Below are 24180 nucleotides of genomic sequence, written 5' to 3' on the forward strand. Positions count from 1 at the left end.
ATCAGATCGAGCCCGCCCATGAGAACAAGCGCCGGTAAGAGAACGGCAAGGGCTCCGCCCGGGTCAAGGGCCGCTGCCCGGCTCCAGCACCGTCAGGAACACCGAGGACGCGTTCCCGCCGACCGGGACCTCACCGGCCGTCCAGCGCACCTTCAGCGGCTTGCGCTCGTCCGGCGGGGTCACCAGCAGCGCCGCCGGGACGGCGGTGTCCGCGCCGCTCGTCTCGGGGCTGGCGTACCGCAGTCCCGCCCAGGCGCTGTCGCCCGGGGCCAGCCGCACCGTCGCCGGGTCGCCGGGGGTGCGCTTGGGGTCGGGGCCCAGCTGCCGGCCGGACGCGTCGACGAACGCGGCGCCCGGATAGCCGTACAGCGTGCAGGTGCGGGAGGAGACGTTGGTCAGCACCACGGGGAAGTTGCGCTGCCCCGCACCCGGATCCATACGGCCGACGGAGGCGCGCAGCTCATGGCTGTGGCACCGGGTGACGGTGGTGGTCGTCTGCTGCGAGACGGTCTGGGTACGGTTCTCGGTGCCGCAGGCGGCCAGCGGGCCGAGGAGCGCGAGCAGCCCCGCGCCTAAGGCCGCCCGGCGTACCGACGGGGATGATGTGGCCATGTCCTTCCGGGTTTCCTGCGTGCCCCGGGGGAAACAGGGCGGGGTCACGTCTCGTCGAGGAGCGCCAGTTCCGCCCAGATCGTCTTGCCCTCGGCGGTGTGCCTGCTGCCCCAGCGCTGGGTCAGCTGAGCGACCAGGAGCAGACCGCGGCCGCCCTCGTCCCAGGTCTTGGCCCGGCGCAGATGCGGAGCCGTGTGGTTGGTGTCGGACACCTCGCAGATCAGCGTGGACGCGTCGTGGATCAGCCGGAGCCGGATCGGCGGTGCGCCGTAGCGGATCGCGTTGGTGACCAGTTCGCTCACCACCAGCTCGGCGGTGAACGTGGCCTCCTGCATCCCCCAGCGGTCGAGCTGGTCGACGACCTGCTTGCGGATGGGCGCCACCAGCGCCGGATCGGCGGGGATGTCCCAGGTGGCGACCTGGGAGGACGGCAGACCCCGGGTGCGGGCGAGCAGCAGGGCCACGTCGTCGGCGGAGCCGCTCGGCGGCAGCAGTGTGTGCAGCACGCGGTCGCACATCTCGTCCAGCGAGCCGGAGGGTGCCGACAGGGCCTCGCGGAGCATGCGGAGACCCGCCTCGACGTCCCGCTCCCCGCTCGACAGCAGCCCGTCCGTGTGGAACGCCAGGACGCTGCCCTCCCGCAGCTCCACCTCGGCGGACTCGAACGGCAGCCCCCCGACGCCCAGCGGCGGTCCCGAGGGCAGGTGCAACTGCCGGGCCGGTCCGTCCGGCGGGACGATCAGGGGCTCGGGGTGCCCGGCCCGGGCCAGGGTGCAGCGCCGGGACACCGGGTCGTAGACCGCGTACAGGCAGGTCGCGCCGACCTCGCCGGCCGCGGCGTCGGTGCCGGACTCCCCGGAGAGCCGGACGACCAGGTCGTCGAGGTGGGTGAGGAGCTCGTCGGGGGCGAGGTCGATGTCGGCGAGCGTGCGGACCGCCGTACGCAGCCGGCCCATGGTGGCCGAGGCCTGGATGCCGTGCCCGACGACGTCCCCGACGACCATGGCGACCCGCATCCCGGACAGCGGGATCACGTCGAACCAGTCGCCGCCCACGCCGGAGCGGGTGGCGGGCAGATAGCGGGAGGCCGCCTCCACCGCCGCGGTGCGCGGCAGGGTGCGGGGCAGCAGGCTGCGCTGCAGCGCGAGGGTGGTCTCGCGCTCGCGGGAGTAGCGGCGGGCGTTGTCGATGCAGACGGCGGCCCGGGCCGTGACCTCCTCGGCCAGCAGCACGTCGTCGTCGGTGAACGGCTCGGGGCTGCGGAAACGCGTGAAGACCGCGACGCCGAGGGTCGTGCCCCGGGCCTGCAGCGGCACGGACATCGTCGAGTGGATGCCGTACTCCTGCACCCGCCGGAAGCGGACCGGGTCCCAGGCCAGCCACCGCTCCAGGTCGCCGGACGTCCCCGAGGCCACGACGGTGTGGCCCGCGACCAGCGAGGCGGCCTGCGGGGAGCTCTCGGGGTAGACGTCGACCTGGCCCGGCTTGGCGACGGCCTCGGGGCTGCCCTGGTTGACCGACTGGTGGGCGGCCCGGCGCAGGCTCACCGGCGGGCGAGGGGGCCCGGGGGACTCGCCGTCGTCCCCCTGTGCGTCGAGCAGGTCGACGCTGACGAAGTCGGCGAGCGCGGGGACGCACACGTCCGCCAGTTCCTGTGCCGTGCGGGTGACGTCTAGGGTGGTGCCGATGCGCACACTCGCCTCGTTGACCAGTTGCAGCCGCTCGCGTGAGCGGTACTGGTCGGAGAAGTCGTGGGCCGTCACGCACACGCCCCGCACCTGCCCCGACTCGTCGGTGAGCGGTGCGAGCCGGGCCAGCCAGGCGTGCGGCCCCCGGGTCTCGCCGCTGGCCTTCATGTAGGACTGCAGCTCCTGGCGCCGTCCGGTGCGCAGCACCCGGCGCAGGTACTCCTCCAGTTCGCGGTTCTGCGGGCGGCTGCCGATGTCCGTCGGCCGCAGCCCGCGCACTCGCTCGGCGGGCAGACCGAGGAGTGCCGCCATGGCCTCGTTGACCCCGCGCAGCCGCAGCCGCTCGTCGAAGATCATCGTCGCGCAGGGTGACTGCGTCAGGGCCGCCCGCACCAGCGGGTCCTCCGGCAGGTCCCGGTACGGCGCCACGGGCGGGGACACCGCGAGCCAGTCGGAGGCCTTCCCGGCGTCCGGCGGCCTGCTGTGGGCGACGACCCACACGGACACCGTGTGCCCGTCGCGGTGGCGCAGGTCGAGCGTGCCGCTCCAGCGGGCGTCCACGGGCACCGGGGCCTCGGCACCGTCGGCCAGCAGCCGGGCTGCGGGGCGGCCCACGACCTCGTCGGCCGTGTGGCCCAGCAGACGGCGGGCGCCCTCGCCCCACTCGGTGAGCGTGCCGTCGGCGGCGATGACGGCGCGTGCGGCCAGGCCATCGTCGAACGGCTCGTCCGGGCTCATCGTCGCCCCTCCATACGGACACTCACAGTGAACAGGGAGGTCACTTGCGTTCCAGACTAGTCGGAAGACGCCCGGCGTGGACGGGTAACCCCCATGCCGCCCGGTCCCGCCCCGCCCCGCCCGGCCCGGGCGGAGACCGGCGCGAAGCGGCCCACGGGACAGCAGGGCTCTGCCGCACCCTTGACGGCCCGATGTGACGCCTCAACAGAACCTGTTTGGTCGCGCTGAGTTGTGCTTGGTTCTGAGTCCCGATGCGGGAGACCCGCATGTCGGTCACGCGCGGATCGGTCCTGCTCGCCTCCGCGGCGGCCCCCGCGGCCGGAGCGCTGCCGGGCACCCCGCAGGCCCGGGCCGCCGAGGAGGAGCGCGGGACATCCGGACGCCGCACCGTCGCGCTCCGCGACGGTGCGGCGCTTCGCGCCGGCCGACCCCGACGGCGGCGCCGACCGGGGCGGCGCATACGCGGAGACCCGCCTCCCCGGGTACGACGACTCCGCCTGGCGCGAGGTCGCCGTCCCGCACGGCTGGAACATCGAGCAGACCCCCACGACCGCACACGGCACCACCGGCGGGCGGCACCGGTCTCCTCCCCGGCGGCCTCGGCCGGTACCGCCTGCCCTTCCACCGGATCGGGCGCGGACGTCGAGCTCGCTTCCCGGATCGTCGACGGCGCGGGCCGTACCCGACGATGACCAGCCGCCACCCGCACGAGGCCCGGGGCGCGCTCCGCGTCCGCCGGCCGGCGGCACCGGCCGGCTGAGCCCTGCGCGACGGTCCGGACGTGCGGTTGAACAGCTCGTCCTGTCCGGACCGTTGACGGCGCGTCACATGTGCCACAACCATGGCTTGCGTCCGCTCTGGGAGCGCTCCCATTTTGAGCGCCGCCCGTCCCTCCCCACAGGAGCCCAGACGTGAAACGACGCAGAACCGCCCTGCTGTCCCTGACAGCGCTCCTGGCGACCGCGCTCACCGCGCTGCCCTCCGCCCCGGCCGGAGCCGAGGAGATCGAGCAGGTCAGGAACGGCACCTTCGACACCACCACCGACCCCTGGTGGACGACCAGCAACGTCACCGCCGGCCTGTCCGACGGCCGGCTCTGCGCCGACGTCCCCGGCGGCACCACCAACCGCTGGGACGCCGCCGTCGGGCAGAACGACATCACCCTCGTGAAGGGCGAGACCTACCGCTTCTCCTTCAGCGCGACCGGCACACCCGCCGGGCACGTGGTGCGCGCGATCGTCGGCCTGTCCGTGTCGCCGTACGACACCTACCACGAGGTGACACCGCAGCTCAGCGTCTCCGGCGACACCTACGCGTACACCTTCACCGCGCCCGTCGACACCACCCAGGGGCAGGTCGGCTTCCAGCTCGGCGGCAGCGCCGACCCCTGGCGCTTCTGCATGGACGACGTGTCGCTGCTGGGCGGGGTGGAGCCGGAGCCGTACGAGCCCGACACCGGGCCCCGGGTCCGCGTCAACCAGGTCGCCTACCTGCCCGCCGGGCCCAAGAACGCCACCCTGGTCACCGACGCCACCACGAAGCTGCCCTGGGAGCTGAGGAACTCCGGCGGGAACGTGGTCGCCCGGGGCACCACCGTGCCGCGCGGGGTCGACGCCTCCTCCGGCCAGAACGTCCACTCGATCGACTTCGGCGCCTACCGCACCAAGGGCTCGGGCCTCACCCTCGTCGCCGACGGCGAGACCAGCCGCCCCTTCGACATCGACGCGAGCGCCTACGAGCGGCTCCGCCTGGACTCGGCGAAGTACTACTACACCCAGCGCAGCGGCATCGCGATACGCGACGACCTCCGGCCCGGCTACGGCCGCCCCGCCGGACACGTGGGCGTGGCACCCAACCAGGGCGACACCGCCGTGCCCTGCCAGCCCGGCGTCTGCGACTACACCCTGGACGTCAGCGGCGGCTGGTACGACGCCGGGGACCACGGCAAGTACGTCGTCAACGGCGGCATCTCCACGTGGGAACTGCTCAGCACCTACGAACGCGCCCGGCACGCCCGCACCGGCGACACCGGCAAGCTCGGCGACGGCACCCTGGCCATACCCGAGAGCGGCAACAAGGTCCCGGACCTCCTCGACGAGGCCCGCTGGGAGCTGGAGTTCCTGCTGAGGATGCAGGTTCCGGAAGGGAAGCCGCTGGCGGGCATGGCCCACCACAAGATGCACGACGAGCAGTGGACCGGCCTGCCGCTGATGCCCCACGACGACCCGCAGAAGCGCGAACTGCACCCGCCGTCCACGGCCGCGACCCTGAACCTGGCGGCCACGGCCGCGCAGGCGGCCCGCCTGTACCGGCCGTACGACAAGGCGTTCGCCGGCAAGGCGCTGACGGCCGCCCGCAAGGCCTGGGCGGCGGCGCTCGCCCACCCCGACCGCCTCGCCTCCGAGAGCGACGGCGTCGGCGGCGGCGCCTACGCCGACAGCGACGTCAGCGACGACTTCTACTGGGCGGCGGCCGAGCTGTACCTCTCCACGGGGGAGAAGCAGTTCGAGGAGTACGTCCTGAAGTCCCCGGTCCACACGGCCGACCTCTTCAAGCCCGTCGGCTTCGACTGGGCCCGCACCGGCGCGGCGGGCCGGCTCGACCTCGCCACCGTGCCGAACCACCTGCCCGGCCGGGACGCGGTGCGCCGCTCCGTCGTCCAGGGCGCCGACCGCTACCTGGCCACCCTGAAGGCCCAGCCGTACGGCATGCCCTACGCGCCGGACGGCAACAAGTACGACTGGGGCTCCAGCCACCAGGTCCTCAACAACGCCGTCGTCCTCGCCACCGCGTACGACATCACCGGCGCCTCCAAGTACCGGGACGGCGCGCTGCAGAGCATGGACTACATCCTCGGCCGCAACGCGCTGAACATCTCCTACGTCACCGGCTACGGCGAGGTCAGCGCCCAGAACCAGCACAGCCGCTGGTACGCCCGCCAGCTCGACCCGAACCAGCCGAACCCGCCCCGGGGCACCCTCGCCGGCGGACCGAACTCGAGCATCCAGGACCCCTACGCACAGAGCAAACTCCAGGGCTGCGTCGGCCAGTTCTGCTACATCGACGACATCCAGTCCTGGTCGACCAACGAGCACACGATCAACTGGAACGCCGCCCTGACCCGCATGGCCTCCTTCGTGGCGGACCAGGGATAACAGGGACGACCGCCTGCTACCGGAGGGGTCCGCACGACAGGACGCCTCCGGCAGCCGCGCGTAGCCTGGTGGCATGCACGGGGTGCGGGTCGGCGACGTCGAGGTCGCGTACGACCGGGCCGGCCAGGGGCCGCCCCTCGTGCTGGCGCACGGCGCCACCAGTGACTCGCGCCTGTTCCGCTGGCAGATCGAGGACCTGGCCGACGCGTTCACCGTGGTCGCCTGGGACGAACCGGGCGCCGGCCGCTCCTCCGACGTCCCGCCCTCCTTCGGGCTGGCCGACTACGCCCACTGCCTGGCGGCCGTGATCGAGGACGTGGGCCTCGGCCCCGCCCACGCCCTCGGCCTGTCCTGGGGCGGCACCGTCGTCCTGGAGCTGTACCGGCTCCACCCCCGGCTCGTGCGCACGCTGCTCCTCGTCGACGCCTACGCCGGCTGGAAGGGCTCGCTCCCCGCGGCGGAGGTGCGGTCGCGCATCGAGGGCGCCGAGCGGATGCTCGCGGTCCCGGCCGAGGAGTTCGCCCCGACCGTGCCGGGCCTGTTCGCCGGGCAGCCGTCCGCCGAGGCCGTACGGCTGCTGTCCGTGATGTCCGCCGACACCCGCCGGCAGAGCATGCGGACGCAGCTGACCGTCATGGCCGAGGCCGACCAGCGCGACCTGCTGCCCGGGATCGCGGTGCCCACGCTGCTGCTGTGGGGCGAGCTCGACGCGCGCTCCCCGGTGGAGTCCGTCGCCCGCGCGTTCCTGGAGGCGATCCCGGAGGCCACCCTGGTGGTGCTGCCGGGCGTCGGCCACCTCAGCAACATCGAGGCCCCTGAGCCGTTCAACCGCACCGTCCGCGAATTCTGCCGCTCCCGTTCCTGACGGGCCCGGCCCGGCCACCGCACGACGCATGGCCGCCCGCTGCCCCGGCGGTCGGCGCGAGCCGCCCGGACGCCGCACCCGGTCGCCCTCCGCCGGAGGATCAGGCCGGGGAGCGGCGCGCCACCGGCGACCCGGCGGCGCCCGCCGCCCGTGTTCTCCCGCTCGTCGACGGCGTCCTGGTCATCGCGGCCGCGCCGTGCCCCGGGGGCCCGGACGGCGAAGCGCTCCCGGCGGCCAGGTCACGCGCATCGGACGCGGGGCCGTCGCCACGTCCCTGCCGGGCAGCACGACCGTGCCGCAGCGCCGGCAGCGCCTCCCGCCCGCGCGGGCGGGCCTCGCCGCGCCTCTGCCGACTCTCTGCGGGTACCGTTCGATCACTGCCCTGAGCTGCGGATATTTACGAGTCAGTACCCGAGCGGTACCGTGAAGGCATGCCAGCTCTCAACGTGGAGTTCAGCGACCGCGAGCTCGAGGACCTGCGGCAGATCGCCAAGGAACGCGGTACGTCCATGAAGGCGCTCGTGCGGGAGGCGGCCGCCGCCGACATCGCCCGCCACCGGGCGCTGCAGGAGGGCGCCGAGGCCTTCCGCCGGTTCTTCTCGGCCCACGCCGACGAGTTCGCCGCCGCCTTCCCCGACGACGAGCCGCCCGCCAAGGGCGAGGGCCGGGCCGCCTGACCCATGGCGCCGGTCCTCCACATCGACGTGCCCTGGCTGCTCCAGCGCCACGAAGAGGTCCTCCCGGACCAACCCGTGATCAACGACTTCTCGGCGCTGGTGGCCGCCGTCGCCCGGCACCGCGTCGACCCGCCGCGCCTCGGGGTGGACTCCGACGCGGCCTGGCGGGCCGCCGCGCTGCTGCACACCCTCGCCGTGCTGCGCCCGCTGCCCTCGGCCAACGCCCGCTTCGCCTGCGCGACCGCCGTGGCGTACATGTTCGTCAGCGGCGTCGGCATCGACCCGCCCTACGGCGCCCTGGTCGACCTCGCCCGCGACCTGATGTCCGGCACCACCGACGTCTACGGCGCGGCCGACCGGCTGCGTTCCTGGCAGATCTGAGCCGGGGGGCGCACGCCGGGCGCGTGCGCGGCACACGCGCCCGCGGGGTGCCCGATGCGACCGGGGCGTCTGGAATGTCGAAAACGGGTGCGAGCCACGTGCGCGCGTTCGACTTCTGACTTTCTGTCAATGGCGCGGATGTGGTCCGTGCGCCTTGTTGCTGGTGTGGGGGTTGTGCAAGAGTGCAACGCGCGTGCGGGGGGAATGGCCGGGTGTCGCACGCGATGTGCAGACCGACTCCGATTCACCGCCGGTGAATTCCCACCTCCCGCGCCGCCCCAAAAAGGTACGCACCAACCGGGCTTCCTTTTTCGGCGACAGAACTTCTGTGTCACATGCGTGGGAAGGAACCATCTCAGTGCCCACCCCCCACCCCCCTCGTCCTCCGTATCCCCCGCCCGGCGGGGATCCCGGGGAATCCGACGAAAGCCTCGCCGCCCGGCTGAGAGGCAGCCCGCAGGGCGGAGTCGCCGCCCATTCCGTGGCGCTGCTGATGGCACGGCACTGGCAGTCGGTCCACGACTACGCGGTCATCTGCCTCGCCTCTTCGGCGCAGGTCGCCTCGATGGTCACCGGAACGGCGTTCCACCGGACCCTCAACCGCCTGGCCTTCGGGGAGTCGGCCGCGGCCCTGCGCCCGGCGCTTCTGGTGACCGTGCGCGACACCATCCGGGAGTGGTCGGGCGACGATCGGATATCGGCCGTTCTGCCCGCACTGCAGAAACCCGCCGGAGGGCGCGGACTGCGCGCCGCGACGACCATGACACCCGAAAATCGCGTCGTCGCGGAGCGGGCATTCCAGGCACTCCCCTCCGCCGCACGCTGTTTGCTCTGGCACGTCGAGGTCGAAGCCGATCCCATAAACGTCCCCGCCGGACTCCTGGGCATGGATACCGACCTCGCGTCGGCCGCACTGGAACAAGCGCGTGACAAATTCCGCGAGGGGTGTGTAAGGGCCCATCGTGAACTCGCGCCCACCCAGGATTGCCGCTTCTACAACCGCCTGCTCGACGTCCCGATCCGCCGGGGCGGCGCACTGCTGCCGGACGTCCAGGAGCATCTGGCGGAGTGCCGCTACTGCCGGAACGCGGCCGAACAACTGAGCCACTTCGAGGGATCCCTCGGCCCGCTGATCGCCGAGGCGGTCCTCGGCTGGGGCGCCCGCCGCTACCTCGACTCCCGGTGGGGCCGGGCCCCGCACGGCACGAAGGGCGCCCGCACCGGCGGGCGCGGCGGCGGCCGGCGGGCCGGCGGGCGGCGGCCCCGGCTGCTGGCCCGGATCCCCGCGCCCGGGCGCCGGATCCCGGGCGCGCGCGTCCCGCAGGCGCTGCGGTCCTCGCGCGCGCTGCTCACGGGCGTGGGCGCGGTCTCCGCCGGAGTGCTGGCGACCGTGCTCATCATCAGCGCCTCGCCCTACGACGGCGACGAGGCCGACCCGGCCGGTTCCAGCGCCGCCGCCGGCGGCAAGGGCGCCACGTCCGTGTCGCCGCCCGGCACGGCCGGGCTGCCCACCGGGGCGGGCGTCACCCGGCTGCGCAACACCGGCGCCGGCCTGTGCCTCGACATCAGGGACCTGCCGAAGGAGGGCGCGGCGGCGAAACTGGCGGAGTGCTCCACGGTGTGGACCCAGCAGTGGACGTACGAGAAGGACGGGCTGCTGCGCAGCGTCGCCGATCCGGGACTGTGCCTGGACTCGCACAAGGACGCCGGCGTCGTGATTCTCGGTACCTGCGCCGACGAGGATGCCGAGCGGGGCGGCGACGTGCGCTACGACCTCACCGTGCAGGGCGAGTTGCTGCCCCGCTGGGACGAACAGCTCGCCCTCGCCCCCGCCGACGACGAACCGGACTCGGACATCGTCGTCAAGGTCCGGGACCGCTCCCGCGGCCAGCGCTGGCGGGCCGAGCCCATGCCGACGGCGGCGGGGTCCCTGTCGATCGAGGAGCGCGAGAGCCCGGCGGCACGGCAGGTGACCGTGCCGGACGACCGCCGGCAGTGACCACGGGCCCTCGCGCCCCGGCGGGGCCGCCGCGCGGCGGCCCCGCCGTCAGACCGGGCCCTCGACGAGGTCGGACGCCTCGATCGTGCCCGGTGTGGCGTGCCCCGACAGGGCGAGGGTCAGGTCGAGTTCGGCCAGCAGGCAGCGGATGACGTGCTCGACGCCCGCCTGGCCGTCGAGGCCGAGGCCGTACACGTAGGGGCGGCCGACCAGGACGGCGCGGGCGCCGAGGGCGAGCGCCTTGAAGACGTCGTCCCCGCTGCGCACGCCGCTGTCGAACAGGACGGTCAGCCGGTCGCCGACCGCCTCGGCCACGCGGGGGAGCGCGTCGGCCGCCGCGACGGAACCGGCGACCTGCCGGCCGCCGTGGTTGGAGACGACCACCCCGTCCATGCCGGCGTCCGCGGCCAGCCGCGCGTCGTCCGGGTGCAGCACGCCCTTCAGGACGATCGGCCCGTCCCAGTTCTCCCGCAGGAACGCCAGGTCCGGCCAGGACTTGGCCGGGTCGGCGAACAGGCCGACGAAGTGCATCACGGCCGCGTTCGGATCCTCGTGCACGGGCTTGTCCAGACCCGCCTGGAACGCCGGGTCCGTGAAGTAGTTGGCCGTGCCGACGCCCCGCAGGAACGGCAGATACGCCTGGTCGAGATCGCGGGGCCGCCACGACAGCAGCGGCGTGTCCAGGGTGACGACCAGCACGCTGAAGCCGGACGCCTTCGCCCGCTTCAGGAAGCTGCGGGCCACCTCCGGGTCCTTCGGCCAGTAGAGCTGGAACCACCGTTCGGCGTCGCCCATCGCCTCCGCGACCTGCTCCATGGGCGTGCTGGACGCCGAGGACAGGATGTACGGCACGCCCTGCGCGGCGGCGGCCCGGGCCGCCGCCGGCTCGGCGTCCGGGTGCATGATCGACAGCACGCCGACCGGGGCCAGCGCGAGGGGCGCGGGCAGCGCGCGGCCCAGTACCTCGACCGACAGGTCCCGCTCGTGCACGTCCCGCAGCATGCGCGGCACGATCCGGCGGCGCTCCAGGGCCGCGCGGTTGGCCCGGGCCGTGCTGCCGTTCCCCGCGCTGCCCGCCACATAACCGACCGGGCCGGGACCGAGCCGCCGCTCGGTCAGCTCCTCCAGCCGGGTCAGGTCGGTGGGCAGCCGCGGAACGGCCCCCGTCATGCCGTTGAGGTAGATCTCGTACTGGAAATCCGCCCAGTGCTTGCCCACCGTACGTACCCGCCTCTCGTCGTCTCCTCGTCGAGACCGTGCCGTGGGGGCCGACGATACCGAGCGGTACGGCCGGTGGTGGGTCAGGGGCGGACCGCCGTGTCGAGGACCCGGGCGAGTGCCTGCGGCTGCGAGAACATCGGCCAGTGACCGGTGTCCATCGTCACCAGCTCCCAGCTGTCGCCCGGCAGCAGCGCGGCCACCGCCGGCAGCGGCTCCTCGCCGTCGAGCAGGCACTTCACATACGTCACCGGCAGCTCGCCGAGGGAGCGGGCCAGCACGGCCGGTTCGGTGAGCGTGACGCCCGGGTGCGGCGTCGCGCCGGCGATCCTGGCGATCTGCTCGTCCGTCAGATCCTGGCCCGCGTAGTCCTCCGGGCCGAGCGGCGGCCAGAGCCCGTCGTGGTCGGCGATGGCCCGGCGGACGCCCTCGCTCGGCCAGCCCGACAGGAACGACTCCCCGTCCACCGGCACGTTGGCGTCGACGAAGACCACGCGCCTCAGCCGGTCCCCGATCCGCCCGGCCGCCTGCCCGACCGGGATGCCCGCGTAGCTGTGCCCGACCAGGACCACGTCCCGCAGGCCGAGGCGCTCCACCTCCTCGACGACGTCCCGCACGTGCGCCTGCTGTCCCGACGGCTGGATGTCCCGCTTCTCGGCGAGGCCCGACAGCGTCAGCGGATGGACCCGGTGTCCGGCGTCGCGCAGGTGCGCGGCCACCTCGTCCCACGCCCAGGCCCCGAGCCACGTCCCCGCGACCAATACGAAGTCAGTCATGCCGGCCAACCTAGCCGGAGGGTCCGACAACGCCGGCCGTGCTCAGAGACGGGCCGCACCCGTGGGCGGCCCGTCCTCCTCCGGGCCCCGCGCGGGGTCCGGCCCCGCGTCCGGTCCCCGGGCCCGGACCCGCCGCACGTCCTCCAGGAAGTCGCGCAACTCGGGCAGCCAATCGCCCGTGTGACGCTGGATCAGGCGGACGCACCGCGCCAGTGCCTCGCTGCGGCTGCGGGCGACGCCGCCCGCGATCAGGGTGTCGAGGACCTGGCGCTCCGGCTGGCACAGCCGCGTCATGACGGGCGCGGCCACGTGCGTGAAGAGGGCGCGCCGGCCGCCGCACTCCACGCCCCAGGACCCCTTCCGGCGGAACCGGTGCTCGCCCTCGCGGGCTGCGGCCGTCCGCTCCTCGCGCGTGCGCTCCCGGAACTCCTGCATCCGGCTCTCCAGGGCCGCCTCCCGCTCGGCGGCCGGAACGTCCTCGGCCAGCCGGGGTGCGGGGATGCGGCCGACCACGGTGATCTCCTCCCGGTCGACCGTGACCTTGGCCGGTCCGTCGAAGAGGCCGTCGGGAAGGCGGCCGGCGAACCAGCCGCGCAGTTGCTCTCGCTGCTCGTTCGTCATCCTGTAATGACCAATACTCGGCGGGACCATGAACGCAAGCGGTTGCAAAGTGGTCGGCGGAGAGCGGAATCGGAATGTTTCCGGCCTATTAACGAGCGCATGAAAATCGGCCATCTGGCCGCTTCATGCCCCCGCGGCCCGTGCGGCTACCGGCTTCCCGTGCGCCGATTCCGTAACTTCACGCCACTGATTCAATACGCAATGTTACTGAAACCCGTAGGTTCGATGTGTGTTTCGGCGGCGGACTCGGCAGACTCGCGCTCGCCGTCCTGGGCACCGACCGAGCACGGGCCGGCACACCCTGTAATCGAGCGGAAGGATGCACACAATGCGGACCACCGCGCGCTGGGCCACGACTCTCGGACTGACGGCCACCGCCGTCTGCGGACCCCTCTCCGGGGCCGCCCTCGCCGAACCGGGTCAGGCCCCCACCGCGCTCTACGCCCCGTCTGCCCTCGTTCTCACGGTGGGCCACGGAGAGAGCGCGATCTCCGCGACTCCGGAACGCGCGGTCACCCTGTCCTGCGCCCCGAGGCCGTCGGGCACCCACCCGGCCGCCGGGCCGGCCTGCGCGGACCTGCGCGGCGTCGGCGGGGACTTCGACGCCCTGACCGCCAAGGAGGGCGTGATGTGCACCAAGCAGTACGACCCGGTGGTCGTCACCGTCGACGGTGTCTGGCAGGGGCAGCGCGTCTCCTATGAGCGCACCTTCTCCAACGACTGCATGAAGAACGCCTACGGCTCGGGCGTCTTCTCCTTCTAGGGGGTCCCTCGGGGGACAGCCCTTCCGAGACCGGGATCGCGCCGCACCGTGAACCCACGGCGGGCCGTGGCTGGGGAGCCGGGCCGCTGTCACGATCGGTGGCGATCTCGTACAAGGGGGCCGGCGGGCGGAGTGGGGCCGCCCGCCGGCCCCTGGGCGTTCGTCCCTACGCCCGGTCGCGGTGGCTCGTGTCGCACCACGGATACCGCCGGCTGCGGCGGCAGGTGCACAGGGCGACCCGGAAGCGGTCGGAGGAGACGACGGAGCCGTCCTCCAGCTCCACCTCCACCGGGCCCTCCATCAGCAGCGGGCCCTTGCGCTGGACCGCCACCCGGCGCACGTCCCCGGAGCGGCCGGACGGGGCGGCCCGCTCGGGTGCGGGATCCCGCTCTGCGGCGGGGTCCCGCTCAGACGGGGAGTTCGGCACGGACCACCACCAGCTCTTCCATCGTGTCGGCGGCCGACAGCAGCCCCCGCTCCCGCAGCCAGCGCTCCCGGCCGCGCAGCACCGGCCCGAACGCGATCCGGTGCCGCCGGGTCACGGAGGCCTTCAGTCCCGCCGTACGCAACTGCCCGACGGTCAGGTCCGGGCCGCTGAGCGCCGACTGCACCAGCAGCAGCACCCCGCCCGGACGCAGCAGCGCGGGCGCCTCCCGGCAGAGCCGGTCCACGACCATCCGCCCGTCCCCGCCCGCGTCCCAGGCCCGGGCCGCGCCGCGCGGCAGACGGTGACCGTCCGGCGCCGGCACGTAGGGCGGGTTCGCGAGGATGAGGTCGAAGGTCTCCTCGTGCACGGGCTCGAAGAGGTTGCCGTGCCGGATCCGGACCGGGAGCCCGGCGATCCGGGCGTTGAGCCGCGCGGCCCACACGGCGCTCCAGGACACGTCCACGGCGGTCACCCGTCCGCCCCTGCGCGCGGCCTCCAGGGCCAGGGCGCCGGTCCCGGTGCCCACGTCGAGGACCTCCGCGCCCGGGCGCAGCGGTTCGTCGGCCAGGGCACCGGCCAGCAGCTCGGTGTCTTCCTGCGGGGCGTACACGCCCGGGGGTACCAGTGCAATCACGGACGTCGAGTACCCCCGCGCTCAGGAGATATAGGTGACTTCCTGAGCAAGTGGTGCACGAAGTGACGAACGGGATGCGCGCCAGTCGGCGAGCAGCCGGGCGCCGAAGCGCTCCTCGACGAACTCGGTGGCGTCGATGCCGAACGCCACGTCCGCCGCGAGATGGGGTTCCTGCTCCAGCAGACCGCCGATGACGTCGTGCCGCACGACCTGCTCGTGCACCGCGTCGGCCTCGACGTGCTCGTCGTAGAAGTGCTCGGCGGCGGGCCCCGCGCCCGTGCGGCGCATCGCCTCGGCGAGCCGCCGCGAACCCGGCGACGAGGTGATCTCGACCGTCGCGAAGTGCCCGACCAGGGCGCCCCTGAGCGCCCGGTGCAGTCCGAACAGGGACATGAGGTTCACGGTGAGCAGGGCCTCGGCGCACGCCGCGTCGAGATAGCGGCCGTAAGTGGTGTCCAGGCCGAGGTCCGTCATCAGGTCCGCGAACAGGCGGGCGTGCACGCGGTCGGCGCGGCCCCCGCCCCACTCGTCGAACTCGACCGCCGCCATCCCCGCCTTCGCCCGGCCCCACAGCCGGGGCAGCACCCAGGCGTGCGGGTCCGCCTCCTTGAGGTGGTACAGGGAGCGCTGCGCCGCGTACTCGCGCAGATGCCACAGCTCGCCCTCGTCGCGCAGGAAATGGCTGACGCCCGTGCCGTCGACGGGCTCGACCAGCAGGGCGGCCAGCGCCTCCTCCACGCTGTCGTGGACCCGGGCGTCGGCGCGCAGGGCGGACAGGAAGCGGTGCTCCATGGCCGCGCGGACGCGCAGCAGGTCCGGGTCCCACTCGTGCTCCGGGGGGATGCCCGCGAAACCGCGGTAGTGCAGCTCGTAGCACAGGTACAGGGCGAGCTGGAGGTCCTCGCCGTACACCTCGGCCCGGGCGACGTCCTCCAGCCGGGGCAGCCGGCCCGCGCCCCGCAGATGGGCCTCGACGCCCCTGCTCAGCGGGCCGCGGGCGGTGGGAAGTCGTGGTTCTTCGTGCTCCATGGGCGCGGAGTACCCCGTGGGGCCGTGGTCACCCCCTCCGCGTGACGAGGGCCCCGAGGGGTAGTCCGGCACGTCATGAAGGCACTCGTGGTCAACTGCGGAGCGTCCGCCGGGGCCGCCGCCGCAGTGATCCGGGCCCGCCCGGTCCGGCTCAGTCCCCTTCGGAGCGCTCCTGCGCGCCGGTGTTCGGGGTGATGGCGTCCCCGGCCTCGCCCCGGCGGCGGCGCTGCGCGGCGGAGTCGGTGGTGCGGGTCTCGGCGTCCTCCACCTCGCGGAGGACCTCCTCGAGTGCCGTCTCGGGCTGCTCGCCGGTGCCGGTGGTGTCCTTGTCCCGGGTGCGGTCGCTGTCGTGGGACACGGGATCTCCTTCCTGCGTGCGGTACTGACTGCGTCCTCTGCGCGGGTGTGCGCGCCGGTCAGCTGCCGGCGGTCGCGATGCGCAGCGGTACGGGTTCGGGTACGGACGCCTCCTCGGTGCGCCGGGTCACCTCCGCCCACCAGGACGGTCCGTCCTCGATGTGGCGCAGCAGCACGCCCTCGCGGATCGCCCAGGGGCAGACGGTGAGCGACTTGAGGCCGGTCAGCTTCATCGCGGTGTGCCCGACGACCGCGCCGGCCAGGCTCTGGGCGGCGCGCGGCGCGGAGATGCCGGGAAGGCGCGCCCGGTCGGCGGCGGGCAGGGCGGCGAGCTGTGTGATCGCCTCGCGCAGGTCCGCGCGCCGCATCTCCCGGTCCACGAAGGGACCGTGACGGCCCGGCGCGGCGCCGCACAGCCGGCCCAGCTGCTGGAAGGTGCGGGAGGTGGCGACCGCGGTGCGCGGCCCCTCCCAGCGGATCCGGGCCGCGACGTCCCGCAACTGGTGGCGCACCTTGCGGCGCAGCGCCCGCACCTGCTCGGGCGACGGCGGGTCCGCGTCGTCGAAGAACTCGTGGGTGAGCCGCCGCGCGCCCAGCGGCAGCGAGGCCACGAAGTCCGGCAGCCGGCCGCGCCCGAAGGCGACGTCGAGCGTGCCGCCGCCGATGTCGAGCAGCGCGAGCGGGCCCGACCGCCAGCCCATCCAGCGGCGCGCGCCGAGGAACGTCAGCTCGGCCTCGACCTCGCCCGGCAGGGTGCACAGGTCCACGCCGGTACGGGCCCGGACGGTGTGCAGCACCTCCTGGCGGTTCGGCGCGTTGCGCACCACCGCGGTCGCGAACGCCGGCGGCCCGGCCGCACCCCAGCGGGCGGCCGTCCTGCTGGCCTCCGCGACCGCGTGCACCAGCTGCTCCACGGCCCGGTCCGGAATGGGTCCCCCCGGTGGGACCTGCTCGGACAGCCTGAGGCGCCACTTGGCGGTGTGCACGGGGAGCGGCACCCCGTCCGCCGCGTCCGCGACCACCAGTCTGACCGTGTTCGATCCCACATCCACCACGCTGATTCGCATGCGCGGTGGGTACCCAGTTCGGCGCCGTACCAACGATGCGGTGTGCCGCCGACGGCGAAGACGCGCCACCCGTGCGGGACCGGGGCCGCCGCGTCCCCGCGCTCGGCGGCCCCGGTCCCGCGCGCCCGCGGTCACAGGTGCACGACGGGCGCCGCCCCGGCGTCCTGCCGCGGCACCCCGCGCCGGTACAGCACCAGCGCGATCAGCGCGCCCGCGGCGAAGAACACGGCCGACCACCAGAAGGCGGTGGTGTAGCTCTCGATCGTCGCCTGGGCCCGCACCGCCCCGCTGCCGGGGTCGCGGCCGGTCAGGTAGTCGGTCGCCGCGCTCGCGGCGAGGGTGTTCAGCAGGGCCGTGCCCACCGAGCCGCCGACCTGCTGCATAGCGTTGACGACGGAGAACAGTCCGGTGGCGGCCAGGAGCGTGCCCGGCACGTCCAGCTTGGCGCCCCGGGCGTCGCGGTGGTGGTGCAGCAGGAGCGAGCCGCCCGCGAACGCCACGACGGCGATGACGACGTTGACGTAGAGCGTCCAGCGCCAGTCGAGGGCGTCGGTCAGGATGCCGCCGAGCAGCAGGCCCACCGCGCCGCCGGCCCCGGCGACGGCGCCGTAGACGCTGAAGGCGCGGGCGCGTTCCCGGGCGTCGGTGAAGGTCGTGTTCAGCAGCGGCAGTGCGGCGGGGGCCAGCAGCGCGCCGAAGACGCCCTGCAGGGCGCGGGCGACGACCAGCATCTCGAAGCCGGTGGCGCCGCCGCCCAGCGCGGAGGCCGCGGCGAAGCCCACGATGCCCACGAGGAAGGCCGGTTTGCGGCCGAACAGATCGGCGATCCGGCCACCGAGCAGGAGCAGGAGCAGGAGCAGGGCAGCGAAACGGCAACGTTTCGCTGGGAGGGTGGGGGAGTGCGCCGCGTCACGCCATCTGGCGTCGCACCAGCTCGTGCAGCCGCCCGTTGGTGTCGGCGAGCAGCTGGGCGGGCGGGCCCTGCTGGATGACCTTGCCGTCCTCCATCACCACGACCCGGTCGGCGTCCATCACCGTCGACAGGCGGTGCGCGATGACGACGCGGGTGGCGTTGAGGGCCTTGGTGCTCTCGATGACCGTGCGCTGCGTCTCGTTGTCGAGGGCACTGGTCGCCTCGTCGAAGAAGAGGATCCGCGGCCGGCGGATCAGCGCCTGCGCGATCATCAGCCGCTGGCGCTGCCCGCCGGAGACGGCGCCGCTGCCCGAGACGATGGTGTGCAGGCCCATCGGCATCCGCTTGATGTCCTCCGCGAGCCCGGCCATCTGAGCCGCCGCCATCGCCTCCTCCGGCGTGTACGGCTCGGTGCCGCAGATGACGTCGAGGATCGAGCCGGTGAACGGCTGCGCGTGCTGCAGCACCACACCGCACTGGCGGCGCACCGCCGACTGGTCCAGGGCCGCCAGGTCCTGGCCGTCGTACAGCACGCTGCCCGACACGGGACGGTCGAAGCCGATGAGCAGGCGCAGCAGCGTCGACTTGCCGCAGCCGCTCGGGCCGACGATCGCGACGAACTCGCCCGGCCGCACCTCGAACGACACGTCGTCCAGGACCAGCGGACCGTCGTCCGCGTACCGGAAGGACACCCGCCGCGCCTCGATCGCCCCGGTCAGCGGCCCGGGCCGGGTGCTCGCCGCGCGCACCTCGGGCGTCGCGTCCAGCACCGGTTTGATCTCCTCGAACAGCGGCAGCGCCGCCACGGCCGAGACGAAGGCGCCCGTCAGCTGGGTGACGGAGGTCAGCAGCATCGTCACCGAGGTGTTGAAGGTGAGGAACGCCGCCGCCGACATCGTGCCCCGGGCCGGGCCGGCCAGCAGCATGAACATCAGCAGCGTGCACAGCGGCAGGTACACCGCGCCCAGCACCGAGGTGATGTTCTTGATGCGGCCGGCCTTCTGCTGGAGTTCCCGGCTGCGCGCGAACTCCGACGCCCAGGCGGCGTACGCGTAGTTCTCCGCGGCGGCCACCCGCAGCTTGGGCAGGCCGCGCAGCGTCTGGAACGCCTGGTTGTTCAGCTTGTTGGAGAGCACCACCAGCCGCCGCTGCCAGCGCACCTGCCACAGCCCGAGCCCCAGGAACACGGCCGCGATGACCACCAGCATGGCGATCGCGGCCATCGCCATCGGCACACTGAACCACAGCAGCAGACCGAGGTTCATCGCCCCGACCGTCACCGACTGGGCGACCGTCGGGCCGACGCCCGCCAGCAGCCGGCGGATCGAGCTGATGCCCATGGCCGCGCTGGCCAGTTCGCCGGTGGAGCGCTCGGTGAAGAACTTCGTCGGCAGCCGCAGCAGCCGGTCCCACACCGCCGGCTGGAGCGTGGCCTCGATACGGCCCTCGAGCCGCAGGATCGTCAGGTTCTGCAGCAGCATGAAGGCCGCAGCCACCACGCTGCTGAGCATCACCGCCAGGCACACCTGCACGATCAGGTCCGTCTGCGCCTTCGGCACGAACTCGCCGAGCACCTTGCCCGTCGCGATCGGCACCAGCGCGCCGATCGCCACCGTGACCAGACCGCTGAGCAGCAGCGCCGCCAGGTCGCCGCGCATGCCGCGCACACAGAACCGCAGCAGCCTCAGCGGGCTGAGCCCCCGCTCGGGCAGCGGGCGGTAGAACATCACGGCGCGCGGCTCGAACTCGTCGGCGTTCGCCTTCTCCACCGGCGTCTCGCGCCCGGTGGAGGGGTGGACCGCGACATAGCCGCCGCGCCGCCACAGCAGCGCCACCGGCGCACCCGACAGGGCGCGGTGACCGACCAGCGGCCCGACGTTGTCCCGCCACCAGCGCCCGTCCAGCCGTACGGCGCGGGTGCGGACCCGGGAGGCCAGGGCGATCTGCTCGACCGGGTCGAGGCGGTCGCCGCCTGTGCCCTTCTGGGTGGGCTCGGTGAGGCTGATGCCCGCCGCCTGCGCGACCAGCCGGCACGCCGCGTACGTGGCGTCGGCGTCGGCCGCGGTGGCGCGCTTCGAGGACCGCTTGCCGATCGAGGCGAGCAGCGTCCGGTCGGCCTGGGCGCGGACCGCCTCACCGGCTTTGATGCCCTCGGCCGTGCGCGTCTCGTGGGTGCGCTCCAGCTGCTCGATCCAGCGGTCCAGGGTGGTCAGCAGCCGGTACTGCTGGTCGACCACGGACTGCCACAGCGCCGGGTCCATCAGCAGGTCGGCCGCCGCCTCGGCGCCGTAGAGCGAGCCGTACTGCACGCTGCCCGGCGGCACCTGCATCCAGAACACGTCGTCGTCCGTGGGCGCCGCCGCCCGTTCGGTGGCCATCGGCGCCTGGAAGAGGACGGACAGGCTGCGGCCCACGCCCAGCGCGAGCGCGTACTCCAGCGGACTCGTCGTCGGCGGCACGTACTGCGGGTTGCCGTACGCGTCGTACGACCAGGTGGCCGTCTCGGCGGGCTGGTACAGCTCGCGCAGGCCGATGCGGTGCACCACGCAGTCCCGCAGCGGGCGGGCCACCAGGGTGTGCTGGGGTCCCGTCACCGGGCCGAGCACCAGCGAGCCCGCCTCCAGGCGGCCCAGGTGGTGCCAGTGGCCCTGCTGACCGGCGTCGACCGCGAACAGGTCGACGGCCCCCGACGCGACCAGCCACAGCACCTGCGGACCCTCCAGGTCCAGGCGGTTGAAGCCGGCGCAGTCGATGCGCGAGCCCAGCTGCCCGAAGGCGCCGAGCACCAGGTCGCCGTGTCCTTCGTGAACGGCTGTCATCTCACCGCTCCCTGACCAGTGCCGCGTAGGCGCCGCCGTGCGCGACCAGGTCCTCGTGCCGTCCCCGCTCCACGACCGTGCCGTGCTGCAGGACGACGATCTCGTCGCTGTCGCGCACCGTGCTGAGCCGGTGCGCGATCACCACGCAGGCGCAGCCGCGCCGGCGCAGGTTGTCCATCACCACCAGCTCGGTCTCCGCGTCCAGCGCGCTCGTCACCTCGTCGAGCACCAGGATGCTCGGCCGGCGCACCAGCGCCCGCGCGATCTCCAGGCGCTGGCGCTGCCCGCCGGAGAAGTTGCGGCCGTCCTGCTCGACCCTGCTGTGGATGCCGCCCGGACGGCGCGTGATCACGTCGTACAGGGCGGCGTCGCGCAGCGCGTCCTCCACGGCCTCGTCCGGGATGGACGGGTCCCACAGCGCCACGTTGTCGCGGACCGTGCCCTCGAACAGGTACACGTCCTGGTCGACGAAGGAGACGGAGGCGGCCAGCGCCCCGCGCGGGATGTCCTCGATGCGCTGCCCGTCGATGCGGATGACGCCCTCCCACGGCGCGTACAGGCCGGAGATCAGCCGGGACACCGTGGACTTGCCGCTGCCCGAGCCGCCGACCAGCGCGACCTGCTGCCCGGGCCCGACCGTCAGGTCGAAGCCGGTGAGCAGGGGCTTGTCGAGCGGGCTGTAGCCGAACGTGATGTTCTGCAGCTCGACGTGGCCCTGCAGGCGGCGCGTCGACTCGCCCGCGCCGGGGCGGCCGTAGAGCGGGTCCGCCTTGAAGTTCTCCACGTCCTTCAGCCGGGCCACGTCGGCCGCGAAGTCCTGGATGCGGCCCGCGACGCCGTTCAGCCGGGTCAGCGGGGCCGTGAAGCGGGTGACCAGGGCCTGGAAGGCGACCAGCAGACCGACCGAGATGTGGCCCTCGACCGCGCGCATGCCGCCGATCCACAGGATCAGCGCGCTGTTGAGGGTGGCGAGCGTCGGCGCGACCACGCCCAGCCACGCGCTCGGCACTCCGAGCCGCTGCTGCTCCTCCAGGGTGGTGGCGTGCTGCCCGGCCCACTTGCGGAAGTAGCCGTCCTCGCCGCCGGTCGCCTTCATCGTCTCGATGAGCTGCAGACCGGTGTAGGCGGTGTTGGTGAGCCGGGCCGTGTCGGCGCGCAGCTTCGCGGTGCGGGTGGCGCGCAGCCGTACGACGACCCGCATGGCGACGATGTTCAGCAGGGCCACGCCGATGCCGACGAACGTCAGCTGCGGGTCGTAGGTGTACAGCAGCACCGCGTACAGCACGACCACGACCGCGTCCACGCCCGCCGCCGCGAGGTCGCGGGACAGGGCCTCGGCGACGGCGTCGTTGGACTGCAGCCGCTGCACCAGGTCGGCCGGGCTGCGCTGGGAGAAGAACGTGACCGGCAGCCGCAGCAGATGCCGCAGGAAGCGGGCGCTGGACAGGGTGGAGGAGATGATGCGGCCGTGCAGCAGGTTGGCCTGCTGCAGCCAGGTCAGCACCACGGTGAGCAGCACGCACGCCGCCATCGACGCGAACAGCACGCCGAGCAGCGAGGTCTGGTTGCCGATCAGGAACTCGTCGATGTAGGTGCGGCTGAGCGCGGGCACCGCCGCGCCGACCGCCACCAGCAGCAGGCTGGCCAGGACGGCGGCGGGCATGGTGCCCGCGGTGCCGCGCAGCCGGGCGGGCATCGCGCCCAGCACGCCGGGCTTGCGGCCGCCCCGGGTGAAGTCCTCGCCGGGCTCCATGACCAGCACGACACCGGTGAAGCTGCCGTCGAAGTCCTCCAGGGAGACGAAGCGGCGGCCCTTGCCGGGGTCGTTGATGTAGACGCCGCGGCGGCCGAAGCGGCGGCCCATGCCGTCGTAGACGACGTAGTGGTTGAACTCCCAGAACAGGATGGCCGGCGACGTGACCTCGGCGAGGGCCGCCAGGTCCATCTGCATGCCCTTGGCCGTCAGGCCGTAACTGCGGGCCGCCTTGAGGAGGTTGCTGGCGCGCGAGCCGTCGCGGGAGACGCCGCAGGCGATGCGCAGTTCCTCCAGCGGGACGTGCTTGCCGTAGTGGCCGAGCACCATCGCCAGCGAGGCGGCGCCGCACTCGACGGCCTCCATCTGCAGCACGGTGGGCGTGCGGACGGTCTTAGCCCTGCTCTTGGGCACCTTGCGCTTCGGTGGGGCGGCGCGGCGCCGGCCCCGGGTCTCCTGTGCGGTCGTGCTCATGGCAGCAGCCAGTCGACGGGACGCTGGTCGGCCAGCCTGATCGAACCGGAGGCCGTCGTCATGGAGGTCAGCGCGAACGGCGGTCCGTCGGCGGAGGACCACCGGTAACCGCTCTTCGTGGCGGACGACTTGTCCAGCCGGACCGTCACGGCCACCGGCCTGCCCTTCTTCGTGAACTGCTCGCCGAGCTGGCTGTCCCCGAGGAACGCGGCGATCTGCTGCGGCGACTGGGCCGAGCGGTCCACCGACTTCACACGGCCGCGCAGCACGCCGTACTCCTGGGTCGGCACGGACTGCACGGTCAGGTCGACGGGGGCGTCGTCCGGGATCGAGGCGGCGTTCTCGGCGGGCACGTACACGGTCGCGTACAGCGGGTCCCCGGCGCGGGCGACCTTCTCCACGGCGGCGACGTTCGCACCGGTCCGGATGATCTGCCCGACGGTCGCGGCGAGCGCGGAGACCCGGCCCGCGTCGAGCGAGCGCACGACGGTCTCGCCCTCGGCGGTGCGGACCTTGAGCACGGGGGAGTTCGCGGGCAGCCGCCGGCCCTGCCGGGCGAGCACCGCGGTGACCTGGCCCGCGACGGGGCTCTGCAGGACGTAACTGCCCTGCCCGTGCGTGAGGATGGCGGGTGCGCTGACGGTGGAGGCCACCGAGCCGGTCACCGCCCACACCGAGGCGGCCGCCATCGCGACCACCGTCACCGAGAGCACCAGCCAGCCCTGCGGGCGGGCGAAGCGCACCGGCAGGTCGAGTTCCTCGGGCGACTGGAGCTTGGCGAGGGCCTGTTGGCGGAACTGCAAGGAACTTCCCTCACCCGTAGAAGTGGTTCGTGACGCCAGTGGCGGAGGGGGTCGCCGTGGCGGCGGGTGTCATGGCACCCGAAGATCCCGGAACCGCCGGCTGCGGCTCCGGGAGTCGACGGCACAGGGCCAGATCAGAGACCGGCGACCAGGTTGGTGACCGGGGCCGTGTTCAGGCCGGTGACACCCTCGACGGTGCCGACGGCGGTGTTCACCAGGCCGGAAACCGGAGCGATGCCGTCCACCGTGTCGGTGACGGTGTTCACGGCGTTCACGGACAGGCCGCCGGAGACGGCGTCGAGCTCGGCGTCGGCGATCTCGACGGTCTCGACCTGGGGGGTGGAGTTCATGATGGAACTTCCCTTCATTGGATATCTCACAAGGGGGGAGCGGCCCCCTCTGGGGACAGAT

The 24180-nt window shown here is 73.5% G+C and carries 21 protein-coding genes and 1 pseudogene; 7 read left to right on the forward strand and 15 right to left on the reverse strand.

Annotated elements, in window-relative coordinates; genetic code table 11:
* Positions 1–63: 63 nt before the first annotated feature.
* Both ABZY20_RS08810 and ABZY20_RS08815 read right to left on the reverse strand, forming a co-directional pair.
* Positions 64–612 (reverse strand): DUF4232 domain-containing protein, encoded by a 549-nt coding sequence (locus ABZY20_RS08810; RefSeq protein WP_356438591.1) that lies wholly within the window; start codon positions 610–612, stop codon positions 64–66.
* Between the two features lie 44 nt (positions 613–656).
* Positions 657–3038, reverse strand: a complete 2382-nt coding sequence (locus ABZY20_RS08815; RefSeq protein ID WP_356438594.1) for a SpoIIE family protein phosphatase — start codon at positions 3036–3038, stop codon at positions 657–659.
* A 266-nt stretch (positions 3039–3304) separates the two neighbouring features.
* Here ABZY20_RS08815 and ABZY20_RS08820 point away from each other — a divergent pair.
* The 6 genes and pseudogenes from ABZY20_RS08820 to ABZY20_RS08845 form a co-directional block, all read left to right on the forward strand.
* Positions 3305–3660: pseudogene (locus ABZY20_RS08820) on the forward strand (beta-galactosidase); the annotation flags it as partial.
* Positions 3661–3949: 289 nt separating this feature from the next.
* Positions 3950–6193, forward strand: a complete 2244-nt coding sequence (locus tag ABZY20_RS08825; protein ID WP_356438597.1) for a glycoside hydrolase family 9 protein — start codon at positions 3950–3952, stop codon at positions 6191–6193.
* A 73-nt stretch (positions 6194–6266) separates the two neighbouring features.
* Positions 6267–7058 carry an alpha/beta hydrolase gene (locus tag ABZY20_RS08830; protein ID WP_356438599.1) on the forward strand — a complete coding sequence of 264 codons (792 nt, stop codon included), beginning with the start codon at positions 6267–6269 and terminating at the stop codon, positions 7056–7058.
* Between the two features lie 431 nt (positions 7059–7489).
* A complete protein-coding gene (locus ABZY20_RS08835; protein WP_351137795.1) occupies positions 7490–7735 on the forward strand; it encodes a hypothetical protein in 246 nt (81 codons plus the stop codon).
* Positions 7736–7738: 3 nt separating this feature from the next.
* Positions 7739–8116, forward strand: coding sequence for a toxin Doc (locus ABZY20_RS08840; protein ID WP_356438602.1), 378 nt, complete (start codon positions 7739–7741; stop codon positions 8114–8116).
* A 358-nt stretch (positions 8117–8474) separates the two neighbouring features.
* On the forward strand, positions 8475–10115 hold the full coding sequence (locus ABZY20_RS08845) for an RICIN domain-containing protein (RefSeq protein ID WP_356438605.1): 1641 nt from the start codon (positions 8475–8477) through the stop codon (positions 10113–10115).
* Between the two features lie 48 nt (positions 10116–10163).
* Here the strand turns inward: ABZY20_RS08845 and ABZY20_RS08850 are convergent, their stop codons facing one another.
* The 3 genes from ABZY20_RS08850 to ABZY20_RS08860 all read right to left on the reverse strand — a co-directional run bounded on the left by ABZY20_RS08850 (position 10164) and on the right by ABZY20_RS08860 (position 12730).
* A complete protein-coding gene (locus ABZY20_RS08850) occupies positions 10164–11333 on the reverse strand; it encodes a lactate 2-monooxygenase (RefSeq protein ID WP_356438607.1) in 1170 nt (389 codons plus the stop codon).
* Between the two features lie 83 nt (positions 11334–11416).
* Positions 11417–12109, reverse strand: coding sequence for an alpha/beta hydrolase (locus tag ABZY20_RS08855; RefSeq protein ID WP_356438609.1), 693 nt, complete (start codon positions 12107–12109; stop codon positions 11417–11419).
* 42 nt (positions 12110–12151) lie between these two features.
* On the reverse strand, positions 12152–12730 hold the full coding sequence (locus ABZY20_RS08860) for a hypothetical protein (protein WP_356438612.1): 579 nt from the start codon (positions 12728–12730) through the stop codon (positions 12152–12154).
* A gap of 328 nt (positions 12731–13058) precedes the next feature.
* Here ABZY20_RS08860 and ABZY20_RS08865 point away from each other — a divergent pair, with 328 nt between their 5' ends.
* Positions 13059–13493, forward strand: a complete 435-nt coding sequence (locus ABZY20_RS08865) for a protease inhibitor (RefSeq protein WP_356438615.1) — start codon at positions 13059–13061, stop codon at positions 13491–13493.
* A 166-nt stretch (positions 13494–13659) separates the two neighbouring features.
* On the opposite strand, the gene ABZY20_RS08870 is transcribed toward ABZY20_RS08865, so the two are convergent.
* The 10 genes from ABZY20_RS08870 to ABZY20_RS08915 form a co-directional block, all read right to left on the reverse strand.
* A complete protein-coding gene (locus tag ABZY20_RS08870) occupies positions 13660–13833 on the reverse strand; it encodes a CDGSH iron-sulfur domain-containing protein (protein ID WP_356438706.1) in 174 nt (57 codons plus the stop codon).
* A gap of 67 nt (positions 13834–13900) precedes the next feature.
* Complete coding sequence (locus ABZY20_RS08875) at positions 13901–14554, reverse strand: HemK2/MTQ2 family protein methyltransferase (RefSeq protein ID WP_356438618.1); 654 nt, start codon at positions 14552–14554, stop codon at positions 13901–13903.
* 21 nt (positions 14555–14575) lie between these two features.
* On the reverse strand, positions 14576–15583 hold the full coding sequence (locus tag ABZY20_RS08880) for an iron-containing redox enzyme family protein (RefSeq protein ID WP_356438620.1): 1008 nt from the start codon (positions 15581–15583) through the stop codon (positions 14576–14578).
* Positions 15584–15734: 151 nt separating this feature from the next.
* A complete protein-coding gene (locus ABZY20_RS08885; protein WP_356438623.1) occupies positions 15735–15941 on the reverse strand; it encodes a hypothetical protein in 207 nt (68 codons plus the stop codon).
* Between the two features lie 58 nt (positions 15942–15999).
* Positions 16000–17007: a Ppx/GppA family phosphatase gene (locus ABZY20_RS08890; RefSeq protein WP_356438626.1), complete on the reverse strand. Its 1008-nt coding sequence runs from the start codon at positions 17005–17007 to the stop codon at positions 16000–16002.
* A 131-nt stretch (positions 17008–17138) separates the two neighbouring features.
* Positions 17139–17867 (reverse strand): MFS transporter, encoded by a 729-nt coding sequence (locus ABZY20_RS08895; RefSeq protein WP_356438709.1) that lies wholly within the window; start codon positions 17865–17867, stop codon positions 17139–17141.
* Between the two features lie 49 nt (positions 17868–17916).
* Positions 17917–20739: an NHLP bacteriocin export ABC transporter permease/ATPase subunit gene (locus ABZY20_RS08900; protein WP_356438629.1), complete on the reverse strand. Its 2823-nt coding sequence runs from the start codon at positions 20737–20739 to the stop codon at positions 17917–17919.
* A 1-nt stretch (position 20740) separates the two neighbouring features.
* On the reverse strand, positions 20741–22966 hold the full coding sequence (locus ABZY20_RS08905) for an NHLP family bacteriocin export ABC transporter peptidase/permease/ATPase subunit (protein WP_356438632.1): 2226 nt from the start codon (positions 22964–22966) through the stop codon (positions 20741–20743).
* Entirely contained in the window at positions 22963–23769 is an 807-nt protein-coding gene (locus ABZY20_RS08910) for an HlyD family efflux transporter periplasmic adaptor subunit (protein ID WP_356438634.1), read from the reverse strand. The genes ABZY20_RS08905 and ABZY20_RS08910 overlap by 4 nt, the downstream gene beginning before the upstream one ends.
* A 134-nt stretch (positions 23770–23903) precedes the next feature.
* A complete protein-coding gene (locus tag ABZY20_RS08915) occupies positions 23904–24119 on the reverse strand; it encodes a type A2 lantipeptide (protein WP_184980091.1) in 216 nt (71 codons plus the stop codon).
* Positions 24120–24180 lie beyond the last annotated feature (61 nt).

The organism is Streptomyces sp. NPDC006624 (genome assembly GCF_040611555.1).
Taxonomy (GTDB): domain Bacteria; phylum Actinomycetota; class Actinomycetes; order Streptomycetales; family Streptomycetaceae; genus Streptomyces.